This window comes from Permianibacter aggregans (assembly GCF_009756665.1).
GTDB classification, from domain to species: domain Bacteria; phylum Pseudomonadota; class Gammaproteobacteria; order Enterobacterales; family Permianibacteraceae; genus Permianibacter; species Permianibacter aggregans.
On record NZ_CP037953.1, the window covers coordinates 4,189,877 to 4,202,773 of the forward strand.

Sequence of the window (12,897 nt, forward strand, 5' to 3'; positions counted from 1 at the left end):
TTATTCCATCAATTCCTGCAAATTCAACAACCTAGCTAGTTTTGTTGTTGTGCATCAACGAGAAGAAAACGCCATGAGCAAGAAAATCGGGAAGATTCTGGTCGCCAACCGCAGTGAAATCGCTATTCGCGTGATGCGCGCTGCCAACGAGCTCGGCATCAGCACGGTTGCCATTTACGCCGGTGAAGATCGGTTCTCACTGCATCGATTCAAGGCTGACGAAAGCTATCGGGTTGGTGAGGGCAAGAAACCGGTCGAAGCCTATCTCGATGTGCCGGATATTCTGCGCATTGCCCGCGATGCCGGTGTTGACGCCATTCATCCTGGTTATGGTTTTCTCTCTGAGAATCCGGATTTCGCTGAGGCTTGCGCCAAAGCCGGCATTGCCTTTATCGGTCCGAAACCGGAAGTGATGCGCGGCCTTGGCAATAAGGTTTCCGCTCGTGAATTGGCGCAGCGTGCCAAAGTGCCGGTGGTGCCGGCAACCGGACCATTACCGCGCGACGACAATGAAGTGAAGAAACTGGCCGCGGGTGTCGGTTACCCACTGATGGTGAAAGCCAGTTGGGGCGGCGGCGGCCGCGGCATGCGCGCTATCGAAAACGAACAGGAATTGCTGTCGCTGATTGAAACGGCGCGTCGCGAAGCCGGCGCGGCGTTCGGCAATGACGAAGTGTATTTGGAAAAGCTGGTGCGCCGAGCCCACCATGTTGAAGTGCAGATTCTAGGTGATTTACACGGCACCTTGGTGCATCTTGGCGAGCGCGATTGCTCGGTGCAACGCCGGCATCAGAAAGTGGTCGAACAGGCGCCAGCACCGTATTTGAGCGCCGAGCAGCGCGCAGAACTCTGCGGTTATGCACTGGCGATTGGCCGCGAAGTCGGTTACACCCATGCTGGCACCGTCGAATTTCTGATGGACGCTGACACCAAGGCGTTCTATTTCATTGAAGTCAATCCGCGCATTCAGGTGGAACACACGGTTACCGAAGAAGTAACCGGTATTGATTTGGTCAAGGCGCAAATCCGCATTACCGAAGGCGCCCGCATTGGAGAAATCGAAGGCGAGCAGGGTAGCGGCGTTCCGGCTCAGGAACAAATCCGTTTGAACGGTTACGCGCTGCAATGTCGTATCACCACCGAGGATCCGGAGAACGGTTTTCGTCCCGATTATGGCCGCCTTACTGCGTATCGTTCGCCAGCCGGTTTTGGTATCCGCCTTGATGGTGGCAGTGCCTATGGCGGTGCCGTGATCACGCCGTATTACGATTCGCTGCTGGTCAAAGTTACCGCCCGTGGCGGCACTCGGATGGAAGCCATTCGTCGGATGGATCGGGCGCTGCGCGAATTCCGTATTCGCGGTGTTACCACCAATCTGATGTTTCTGGAAAACGTCATCAATCACCAACAGTTTCTGAGCGGCGAATGCACGACGCGTTTTATCGACACCAATCCGGAGCTGTTGCAGTTTGAGCCGCGCAAAGATCGAGCCACCAAATTGCTGAACTTTATCGGCCGCGTTGTTGTGCACGGCCATCCGGAAATGAAAGGCCGTCATGTTGCTGAGAAACCAGCACAGCCGTTGTTGCCGAACAAAGACATCCTCCAGCAACCGGTGCCCAAAGGCAGTCGCGATCGTCTGCTGGAACTCGGGCCAGAAAAGTTCGCCGAGTGGATGCGTCAATCGCCAAAGGTATTGATCACCGACACAACGCTGCGCGATGCCCATCAATCCTTGTTTGCGACCCGTATGCGCAGCGACGATATGCTGCGTATTGCGCCCTATTACGCGCGCTTGGCGCCCGAGCTGTTATCGCTGGAGTGCTGGGGCGGCGCGACGTTCGATGTCGCGATGCGCTTCTTGAAAGAAGACCCGTGGCAGCGTTTGCGCGACCTACGTGCGGCGATTCCAAACCTGCTGCTGCAAATGCTGTTGCGTGGTTCGAACGGTGTGGGTTACACCAATTACCCGGACAACGTCGTTCGCTATTTTGTGCAACAAGCGGCGCAAAATGGCATTGATTTGTTCCGCATTTTCGATTCGCTGAACTGGGTCGAGAATATGCGCGTGTCGATCGATGCTGTGCGTGAAGCCGGCGCCTTGGCCGAAGGCGCGATTTGCTACACGGCCGATCTGTTTGATGCCAAACGTCCGAAATATAATTTGCAGTACTACGTGAAACTGGCCAAGGAACTGGAAGCCGCCGGCTGCCATGTGCTCGGCATCAAGGACATGGCCGGTGTTTGCCGCCCACGTGCGGCGCGCGAGTTGGTGCGGGTGCTGAAGCAGGAAGTCGGCTTGCCGATTCATTTCCATACCCATGACACCAGCGGTATTGCTGCGGCCAGTATTCTTGCTGCCATTGAATCCGGTTGCGATGCCGTCGACGGCGCGCTTGACAGCATGAGCGGTTTGACCTCACAGGCGAACCTGAGTTCGGTCGCCGCCGCACTCGAAAACACCGACAAGGATCCGGGACTCAATCAGCAGAATCTGTTCCAGCTTTCCACCTATTTTGAAGGCGTGCGCAAACTCTACGCACCATTCGAGCCGGATATTCGCTCCGGCACGGCCGATGTTTATCGCCATGAAATGCCCGGTGGCCAGTACACCAATCTGCGTGAGCAAGCGCGTTCGCTTGGCCTCGAACATCGCTGGGCGGAAGTCGCCGGCATGTACGCTGAAGTCAATCAATTGTTCGGCGACATCGTCAAAGTCACACCAAGCTCAAAAGTGGTTGGTGACATGGCGCTGTTTATGGTCAGTAATGAATTGACAGCCGACGATGTACGCAATCCTGACAAAGACATTGCGTTTCCGGAATCGGTCGTGCAATTGATGAAAGGCGAGCTTGGCTTTCCACCGGATGGTTTCCCTGAGGCACTGCAGAAAAAAGTATTGCGTGGCGAAAAGCCTCTGACCGGTCGTGCCGGCGCATTGATGGCCGACGCCGACCTGGATGCCATACGCAAGCAAGCCGAGAAAGAATGCGAGCAACCGCTCAGTGATTCCGACTTGGCTGCGTACTTGATGTACCCGAAAGTGTTTGTCGAGTTTGCCAAGCACCGTTTGGAGTATGGTGAAGTATCGGTGCTCAGCACACCAACGTTCTTCCACGGCCTCAATGATGGCGAAGAAGTGGTGGTGGATATTGAACCCGGCAAATCACTGATTATCCGTTTGCTTGGTCGTAGCGAACCGGGTGAAGACGGTTACTACAAGTTGTTCTTCGAGCTGAATGGCCAAGGCAGGCCCGTGCGTATCGCCGCTGAAGCGCAAGCGCTGAAGGCGCGACCAAAAGCCGAGGAGGGCAATGCCAAGCATGTCGGCGCACCAATGCCGGGCCGCATCGCGCTGCTGTCAGTCAAGGAAGGCCAAAACGTCAAGCGCGGTGACGCCTTGTTGGCGTTGGAAGCCATGAAAATGGAAACGGTGTTGCGCGCGGAGGCTGACGGTACCATCGGTAAAATTCACGTCAAAGTAGGCCAGGATATCGAGTCACGGGATCTGTTGATCGAATACCGATGAGTCGGAGTCCGAGACGCGATTTTGCTAACGTAAAGAAATCGCGTCTCGGGCAATGCCGTACGGCTGCAAATAGTGCTGTTCAATTATTCGTTCGATACGCTTTTCGCGAACCATTTCAGCCAGCGTTTTTTCCAGTAAAGAAAGATGCTCATGCCACGGTGAACGCTGCGAAATGGCGATTCGTCTTGGCGTGTTATCCTTGACGCGAAATCCAGCTTTCTGCACCCGGTCGCGAATATTCAGTGAGCGCAAGGCATATTCGCCACGGCCCTCCGGTACGGCAACCACATCGATGCGACCCAGCAACAGTTTGCGGAAGTTGCTCTCGACATCTTCGGCGTAATCGATCTGCAGCTTCCGGTCTTGATCAAACTGATCGAACAGCTTGCTGCCGCGAACGACGCCAATACGATAACGATACAGATCCTGGTACTGATTTAACGCTTGTTCACCTTCGCGGCGAAGATAAAATACCTTTGGATAACCACGCTGCAGAAACGGCGGATTCAAGTAGCGCAGGTAACGCTCACGAATGTTGGTAGGGCGCAAGCCAATAACAATGTCGGCTTCGCCTGATTCCAGCAACACCTGACAGCGATCAATCGGGCAATCGATCCACTCCAGTTCCGTGCTCAAGCGCGACGCCAGTTCCCGGATGATTTCAATATGAGCACCAATGAACTGTTGGTTTTCCTGCATGCTCCACGGCGGCATATGAAAAACAGCATGACGCAGCTTCCGAGGAGGGTGGACATCAGCCAGGGAAGCGGAGCTGAACATGAGCAACAACCCGCAGCAAAGCGCCGAAGCCAAGCCCCGCGACATGCTGTTCTTCCTTGCAGACAATGTGATCACGAAAAGTTGCACTCCAATGTGCGTTCAGCGCTATGCCACTATCTTGCGATACTCCGCCCGACCCTGTCATTCACTATTGCACGTAGCACATGACTACCCAGCTTCTTTTCTGCTGAAGTCGATACCCGGCGCTTGAATAAAATAGCCTTGAAACAGGCGTATACCTTTTTGCCAGAGCGATGCCAAGGTCGCGGAATCCTCGACATGAGTCGCGATCAATTGACCGCCGGCTTCGTTACATGCCTGCGTCAACGGTTCCAGTGCAGACGCTGACAGGGTTTTGTCCGCCAACTGTGACGGGATATCGTTAGCGAGTTTGATGAATTCCGGCTTCAGCGAGCTGACCATCTGGGTAAACGGTGACTCCAGGGCAAGCTTGATCAGGCAGACACCGCAACGTGCATCGCGCAGAGCCTTGACGACAAATGCCGCGTATTCCTGATGCAAGCTAACCCACTGCGCGTCGAGCATGATGATCAACCGTTTGTCGCCACGGATTCGAGAGCTACGTAGAACGTTGGCGATAAATGACAGAAACAGCTTTTGCTTCAGGCTATCTTCGGAAAGGTGTACAAACAGTGTGCCTGACTCGCGTGTCAGCGAATCCGATTCGAGGGATTTGATCGCAGATTGCAATACCCAGCGGTCAAGCTCCATGCGTTTGTCCGCATCGGTCAGTAAACGAATGAAACGTCCGGCCGGAATCAGATTGTCATGCTGATCCCGATAGCGTACCAAGACATCGAAATGATTGGCGGCATGGGTTTCGATGTCGACAATCGGCTGAAACGCCAGAGACAGTCGGTCCACCGGCAAATCCTGTTGCGGATCAAACACGATGCCTTCTGGTGCCACCTGTTGTTGCTGCAACATGACGCTATTGGTCGGGTGTTGACGCGCCAATTCATACTGCCGCTCAACGGCAGCCATCGCGGCGTTGACCGAGCCAGGCGCCTGTTCCAGTGGCAGTATGCCGATGCTGATGGTGGCGCTGAGTTCCTGCCCATCGGCGCGCAGCGGATGTTGCTGGAAAGCGCTCAATAGTTGTTCGGCGCGACTCAATAAGGTTTTTTCCTCAATGCTGTTGAACATCGCGCACGCCACCAAGTCCGCGACGATGGTCCATTGTTCACCGCTGGCCTGATTGTCGGCAATGCGCTGAACAAACTGCTCATGCAGTCGTGCCATACCTGCATGGCCATACAGTTGTTGCAGCTTATCGAGATTATCGACGCCAAGATAAATCAGTGACATGCGGCGTTCTCGTTGCTCGTCAGCCAGCTGTCGTTGTAATGCGTCAAAAAAATAGCTGCGTGTCAGCAACGAGGATTTCTCGGTTTTGGTGACACGTTCAATACGGCGCTTCAGTTGCCGGGTGTTGTGGTGGGCGTGCTGCAATACTTCGATCAGCTTTTCCGGCTCAATCGGTTTGGTCAGATAGGCGCTGATACCGAGCGCCCTGACGGAGCGTTTTAGATCGGCCGAGGTATCGGAGGTCAGAAACACGATGGGCATCAGACTGAAAGTCGGGTCTTGCCGAATCAGTGCGGCCAGTTCAAAACCATTTACCTTGGGCATGTGCATGTCGAGCATGATGACATCAGGCTTGAACTGTGCTGCTTTTTGCAAGGTGTTCATCGGCTGATTGACGACCAGTGGCTGCATGCCAGCTTGTTGCAGCGACTTTTCCAGCGCCGAGGTAATCATTTCATCATCATCAACGATCAACACTTTCAACGACGGCATGGCGCGATCGATGGTGTGTTGCACGGCTTTCAACAGCTCTGAGAAGTCGACGGGTTTGTGAATGAAATTCGCCGCGCCAGCGCGCAATGCTTGCAGACGGGCGGCGAGATCGGTGCGCGCCGACATCAGCATGATCGGCGTTTGGCCGCCGGTCAGTTCACGGATGCTCTGAATGGCGTCGATACCGAGCAGTGGTGCTTCCGGAAAACCGAGGTCCATGATGATTAAATCGGCGCGTTGCTCAGCAAGGCGATGGAGGCAATCAGATGGTGTCGTGAAGCTTTCGCACTGATAGCCTGCACGCTGCAGATAGGTGGCGAGCAGATTGGCCAGTACCTGGTCATCATCGACGATAAATACCGTTGCGGATTCTGCAGTTGGAGTTGCCTTCAGCCCTGCCGCTTGCCAGGCTTCAGGCAGTTTTTCGTCGCCGCGTTGTAACAGCGCGGCAATCAATTGGCTGACCAGGGCCTGCAGTCGCTCGCGCTCGATGCCACCAAAATCCAAACCTTGTTCACGACGATGTTGAATGAACTGCTCAAGCGCACGAGCGGCGTCGCCCATTTTCGGATAGCCAAAGGTGGCGCAACTGCCGCTGAGTCGATGTGCCAGCATTTGCAGCGCGTGTACGCCCGCGTCTGACCAGGCTTGATGGCGGAGTATCGACCAAAGTTCGTTGACCTGACGACTGCGCTCCGGCAGCGTCGCGGTGAATTTTTCGCGCAATGCCAACAGTTCGGCGGGAAGTTTATCGTTCATGGCCATAGTCCTATCGTCGCAGGCAGGCAAAGTATAGGCGCTGAGCCGTATTTTGCCGGATTCGCTATTGCTGATGGCGACGATAGGTGGCGCTATGTGCTGCTGATAACCATTGTGCCCGGATACAAGAAAAATATGTCGTTTGACCTGCCTCTTGTGGTGCTGGATAGCCGCGTCCGAGGAGGGAAAGACCATTTCCGGCACATGCTCTGGCACACACCAGATCACCAGCAATCAGCGATGCAGGTAAACGCGGTGATGCTTGGAGAAGAGGGGAGCGAGACGAAAGGTTTTGGTCGAAGCCATGGTAACAGAGCATGAAAGCATGGCTACCCGATTAGCTACCCCCAGTAGTCTGAAATCGCCTGGATGGGGTTGTATGAATGTGCTGCCTAAGTCGATAACTTTATACAAATGAATTTCCCATGGAGTAGTTTTGCGGGCTTTGTCTCACTTCGAAGTAAAAACAATCGTCATTTTTTTACTCTGGTCGGAGCGCGTTTTTCCAAAACTGGGTGTAAGCCTGTAACAGTGATGGTTGTTCCCGACTTCGCCTCGATCAAGTTCGCTGGATTGGCAGAAAAGGATGTCACCGTGCGGTCTGGCGAGTGCTGTTTGTCTTGCGCTTGTTCTCACTTTTTTACTGTTGATTTCAAGAAATTCCTGGGTGCCGCATGGTGCGTGCATCACATGATTTAACCGGAGGGATATTATGACAAGGCGTACAAGATTTTGGCGGCATCTCGCTTTACTGGCGCTGATGGCATCGACGAGTGCTCTACCGCAAACAAGTGTGGCAAAAGGTGATGAATCAGATCAGATTCGGAAGCGTCAGCAGTGGCTGCAAGAAACGCGAGGATTGAGAGACCGCGGTGAAGCTGGTCGGGCTCGTCAACAAGCGATCCAAATGTTGCAGATTCAAGCGCAACAAATGCGAGCACAGCAATTGATGGCCGGTGAAGTATGGGAGGAAATGGGGCCTTCCTCAATGCAAATGGGCAACTGGGTAATGGGTAGAGTTTCTGGACGCCCCAATAGCATCGCCATTGACCCCACAAACGATAATGTTGTCTATTTTGGTAGTGCCGCCGGCGGTGTTTGGAAAACCACAAACGCCGGACAGTCTTGGATGCCTGTATTCGATAACGTGGGAACGCTAGCGATTGGAGCGATCACCATTGAGCCCGGAGATCGAAATCGAATTTGGGTGGGAACCGGTGACAGAAATGGCGGAGCATGTGCGGGCTACTTTGGACAAGGGGTGTTCTTCAGTGCCGACGGCGGACAAACATGGCAAGAAAAGAACGGAAGCGGTTCTACCGCAATGCCGTTATCAGTAGTGAATAGCGTCGCCATTCATTCCACCAATAACCAGACTGTGCTGGTAGGTGGCTTCGGTCAATGCAATGAATCTGGACAGCTAGTGGGGGCCGGTGCTTATCGCAGTTCAAATGGCGGCTCAACATGGAGCAAAGTACTGTCCGGAAAAGTTGAAGACATCGTTTTTGTTCCCGGGTCGTCGGTGGTGTATGCGACCGTCTCTGGTGTTGGTGTAATGAAGTCAGTTGACGCGGGAGCAACCTTCGCGCAAAGCAGCCAGGGATTATCGGTGGGAACGGGTCGCGTACGTCTTGCACTGGCGCCGAGCAATTCCCAAGTGCTGTATGTTTTAGCTGGTAGTCAGCTATTCAAAAGCACGAATGCAGCAGCAAGTTGGACGAGGGTGAACAGCAACGCCTGTGAAGGCCAGTGCACCTATAACCAGGCGATTACGGTGCATCCTCAACAGAGCGATACCATCCTGGTTGGTAGCATTCGTTTTGCCCGCTCAACAAATGGCGGAACCAGTTTGCAAACGCTGACCAGTAGCTGGGGTGGTAATCAGCAGGTGCATCAGGACACTCATGTGCTGGTTTATTCTCCATCCAATCCCAACCGCTTTTATATCGGTAGTGATGGTGGTATTTGGCGCACCGATAACAACGGTTCATCGTTCATCAACATGAACGCCAATCTGAATGTCACCCAGTTTTATGATATCGCCATCGACACTAGCAACCCTGATAAAATTTTTGGTGGAGCACAAGACAACTCATCGTCCAGTCGAAATATCAGCAAGGTCTGGAACTTAACCTATGCCAGCGGTGATGGTTTCATGAACGTTGTTGATCCATCGAATCCATCAACAGTTCTGCAGACCAGTTATCCAAGCGGTGGTTATCCGAATATCGTTCGATCTTTTCAAGGCGGAACAGCTGGTACCTTCAGTGCTTTGCCGAAAACTGGATTGAGCAGCGGAAATTTCCCATGGGTAACGCCGCTTGCTGCGGCAGGCAACAAAGTCTGGGTCGCATCGGATCGCTTGTATGTCGGCAACACCTCGGCATCAAGCTTTTCCTGGACTGCTGTTGGAGGGGCATTGGGAAGTGCGGCGTCAGTGATCACGCCAACGCAGGCGGGCAATGCTTATCCGGTGTACGTCGGCACATCCGGAGGAAAAATTTACTTTCATAGCAATGCGGTTCAAGGTGCGGGTTCATTGACCGATGTGACCAATAACTATCCGGGTGGTCGCGTTTCCGATATCGCTGTTGCTCCAGATAATTCTCGTACGACCTATGTCACCCGTTCGGCGTTCGGTGGCGCCAAGCTTTATCGTTCCACTAATAACGGCGCCAGTTGGTCTGCGATTGGCGACGGTTTACCCAATGTCCCTGCCAATGCAGTAGCCGTTGATCCTCGTCAACCGACAAGGGTATTTGTTGCCACGGATATTGGGATGTACCAGAGCATTGATTCGGGAAATACTTTTACCGCGTTCAATGCCGGCATGCCGATCGGTAATGTCGTAATGGACTTGGAAATCGACGATGAACCTCATGTGCTGGTTGCGGGAACCTATGGTCGTGGTGCCTGGAAGGTCAATCTGCAAGGAACACAAAGCAATCAACCGCCCGTGGCAAACTTCCAGTTTTCCGTGAATGGAAAAAGCGTGTCGTTCACCGATGCCTCTCAAGACGATGATGGCCAAATCGTTTCGCGACTCTGGGATTTGGGTGATGGCACAACGAGTGCTCAAACGAACCCAGCAAAAACCTACGCTGATGACGGAACCTATCAAGTGCAGTTGACGGTAACCGATGATGACGGTGCCTCGGCGAGTATTAACCGCGCCGTCGTCATTTCGAGCAGCGCCTGTGCGGGCACCACCATTAACGGCAGTTTCGCGGGAGCCAATGGGCAGAGTCAAATTCAACCGAATGGCACCTGGTATCAAAGCACTTCTGCGGGAACCCATAGCGTTTGTTTGCAGGGGCCGCAAGGCACAGACTTTGATGTTTACCTGGATCGTTGGACAGGATCAGCGTGGCAACAAGTTGCCAAGAGCGAGTCGCCGACATCGGTGGAAGCTATCAACTATTCCGGCTCAAGTGGCTATTATCGTTATCGCGTCGTAAATTATGCTGGGGTAGGGGCTTACACATTCACTTTTCAACGGCCATGAGTTACGTCTCTCGATAATTTGAGCTTAGAAGTATTGATTGAATGCTGTCGCCACCGCGGCAGTGGAAAACAAAAAAGGCATGTCAGTTGACATGCCTTTTTCAATTCAACGTTCAGCGGCGTTAGGGAAAAACCATTTCAGGAACATTTGCAGGCACCACCAGATCACCAGCAGTCAGCGACTTGATTTGCTCGACGGTGACGCCCGGCGCTCGCTCCAGCAAGTGGAACTGGCCGTTAATGATTTCCAGGTAAGCCAAATCGGTGACGACTTTCTTGATGCAGCCAACACCGGTCAATGGCAGCGTGCATTCTTTCAGCAGTTTCGAGTTGCCGTGCTTATCAGCATGAGTCATCGTTACAACGATGTTCTCAGCGCCAGCGACCAAATCCATCGCACCGCCCATGCCTTTGACCAGTTTGCCCGGCACCATCCACGAAGCGATGTTGCCATTCTGATCAACTTCAAAAGCGCCGAGCACGGTCAAGTCGACATGTCCGCCGCGAATCATCGCGAAGCTTTCGGCTGAGCTGAAAAACGCCGCGCCAGTCACCGCTGTAACCGTTTGTTTGCCGGCATTGATCAAATCCGGATCGATATTCTCCTCGGTCGGAAATGGGCCCATACCGAGCAAACCATTTTCCGATTGCAGCATCACCTGCATGCCTTTTGGAATGTAGTTGGCGACCAGGGTAGGTATGCCGATGCCGAGGTTGACGTAATAGCCGTCGCGCAATTCTTTGGCGACGCGCATGGCGATTTGTTCACGAGTCAAGGCCATGTTCGTTCTCCTTATTTGCTGACGGTGCGTTGTTCGATACGTTTCTCGAACGTACCTTTGATTACGCGGTGAACGAAGATGCCAGGGGTGTGAATATGGTTAGGGTCCAACTCACCCGGCTCAACAATTTCTTCGACTTCGACAACAGTGATTTTGCCAGCTGTCGCCATCATCGGGTTAAAGTTCATCGCCGTTTTGCGGAAGACCAGGTTACCGAAACGGTCTGCCTTCCAGGCGCGAATCAGCGAAAAATCGGCGGTCAATGATGGTTCCAGCACATAGTGGCGGCCATTGATTTCGCGTGTTTCTTTGCCGTCGGCCACCTTGGTGCCATAACCGGTCGCGGTGAAGAACGCTGGAATGCCAGCGCCGCCGGCGCGGATTTTTTCTGCCAAGGTACCTTGCGGTGTCAGAATCACTTCCATTTCGCCGGACAGCAGCAGCTTTTCAAACAGCGCGTTCTCGCCAACGTAGGAAGCAATCATCGTTTTGATCTGGCGCTTTTCCAGCCAGTAACCGAGACCAAAACCATCAACGCCAGCGTTATTGGAAATGACTGTGAGGCCCTTGTTGCCCATTTCATAGACTTTTTTGATCAGGCCTTCCGGAATACCACACAAACCGAAACCACCGACCATCACGGTCATATTGTCCTTGAAGCCCGCGAGCGCTTCGTCGTAGGTGCTGACCACCTTATCAAAGCCAGACATTGCCACTCCTTTAGAGGGTTTGGAGAGTTGATCGGCGCATTGTAATCGGGCGCCGGATTTCTAACATTACAACTTTTGCATTAACTCGTTCAGCTGAAACGGGTTCAGCGGCGTTTGGCCAGCATAGCCTTAGCCGCTTTCGATACCGGTTCGCGACCAAGCTGGGCCGAAATAAACGCGCTGACATCCAGCAGTCGTTCGATATCGATACCGGTTTCAATGCCAAGACCGTTCAGCATATAGACGACATCTTCGGTCGCGACATTACCAGAAGCGCCTTTGGCGTAAGGGCAGCCACCGAGGCCGGCTATCGAACTGTCGACCACCGCGACACCGGCTTGCAGGCAGGCAAAAATATTCGCCAAGGCCTGGCCGTAGGTGTCATGAAAATGCACGGCCAGCTGCGTCATTGGCACCTGCTTGGCGACGGTTTCCAGCATCGTGCGTGCTTTGCCCGGTGTGCCGACGCCAATGGTGTCACCGAGGCTGATTTCATAGCAGCCCATATCGAGCAGCGTTTTCGCCACTTCTGCTACTTTGCCGACGGCGATCTCGCCTTCGTACGGACAGCCGAGTACACAGGACACATAGCCACGTACACGAACATTATTGGCTTTGGCCGCTTCCATGACCGGCGCAAAACGCTCCAGACTTTCCTTGATCGAACAATTGATGTTTTTTTGCGAAAAACTTTCCGACGCGGCACCAAAAACGGCGACTTCATCAGCGCCGGCTGCCAGCGCTGCCTCAAAACCTTTCAGGTTTGGTGTCAGCACTGGATAGCGCACACCGGACTTGCGCTGAATTTTCGCCATGACCTCGACGTTGTCCGCCATTTGTGGTACCCATTTCGGCGACACAAAGCTGGTGGCTTCAACGACTGGCAGGCCGGCCTCAGCGAGGCGCTGAATCAGTTCCACTTTGACCTCGGTCGAGACAATGGTTTTTTCATTCTGCAAACCATCGCGCGGGCCGACATCAACGATTTTTACTTTCTGCGGTAAAGCCATCA

At 53.6% G+C, this 12,897-nt stretch carries 8 protein-coding genes; 3 read left to right on the forward strand and 5 right to left on the reverse strand.

Annotated elements, in window-relative coordinates; all coding sequences use genetic code 11:
* Positions 1-73 precede the first annotated feature (73 nt).
* Positions 74-3,529: a pyruvate carboxylase gene (locus E2H98_RS18825; protein WP_133592461.1), complete on the forward strand. Its 3,456-nt coding sequence runs from the start codon at positions 74-76 to the stop codon at positions 3,527-3,529.
* Between the two features lie 24 nt (positions 3,530-3,553).
* On the opposite strand, the gene E2H98_RS18830 is transcribed toward E2H98_RS18825, so the two are convergent.
* Both E2H98_RS18830 and E2H98_RS18835 read right to left on the reverse strand, forming a co-directional pair.
* Complete coding sequence (locus E2H98_RS18830) at positions 3,554-4,243, reverse strand: substrate-binding periplasmic protein (protein WP_157591470.1); 690 nt, start codon at positions 4,241-4,243, stop codon at positions 3,554-3,556.
* A 234-nt stretch (positions 4,244-4,477) separates the two neighbouring features.
* Positions 4,478-6,889 carry a response regulator gene (locus E2H98_RS18835; protein ID WP_162848204.1) on the reverse strand — a complete coding sequence of 804 codons (2,412 nt, stop codon included), beginning with the start codon at positions 6,887-6,889 and terminating at the stop codon, positions 4,478-4,480.
* A gap of 96 nt (positions 6,890-6,985) precedes the next feature.
* Here E2H98_RS18835 and E2H98_RS19240 point away from each other — a divergent pair, with 96 nt between their 5' ends.
* Both E2H98_RS19240 and E2H98_RS18840 read left to right on the forward strand, forming a co-directional pair.
* The gene (locus tag E2H98_RS19240; RefSeq protein ID WP_162848205.1) at positions 6,986-7,210 is read left to right on the forward strand and encodes a hypothetical protein; all 225 of its coding nucleotides are present in this window, start codon (positions 6,986-6,988) and stop codon (positions 7,208-7,210) included.
* Positions 7,211-7,601: 391 nt separating this feature from the next.
* Positions 7,602-10,394, forward strand: a complete 2,793-nt coding sequence (locus tag E2H98_RS18840; protein WP_157591471.1) for a PKD domain-containing protein — start codon at positions 7,602-7,604, stop codon at positions 10,392-10,394.
* A 121-nt stretch (positions 10,395-10,515) separates the two neighbouring features.
* On the opposite strand, the gene E2H98_RS18845 is transcribed toward E2H98_RS18840, so the two are convergent.
* The 3 genes from E2H98_RS18845 to E2H98_RS18855 form a co-directional block, all read right to left on the reverse strand.
* Positions 10,516-11,175 (reverse strand): CoA transferase subunit B, encoded by a 660-nt coding sequence (locus E2H98_RS18845; RefSeq protein ID WP_133592470.1) that lies wholly within the window; start codon positions 11,173-11,175, stop codon positions 10,516-10,518.
* An 11-nt stretch (positions 11,176-11,186) separates the two neighbouring features.
* Positions 11,187-11,885 (reverse strand): CoA transferase subunit A, encoded by a 699-nt coding sequence (locus tag E2H98_RS18850; protein ID WP_133592472.1) that lies wholly within the window; start codon positions 11,883-11,885, stop codon positions 11,187-11,189.
* A 104-nt stretch (positions 11,886-11,989) separates the two neighbouring features.
* Entirely contained in the window at positions 11,990-12,895 is a 906-nt protein-coding gene (locus E2H98_RS18855) for a hydroxymethylglutaryl-CoA lyase (RefSeq protein ID WP_133592557.1), read from the reverse strand.
* Positions 12,896-12,897: the final 2 nt, after the last annotated feature.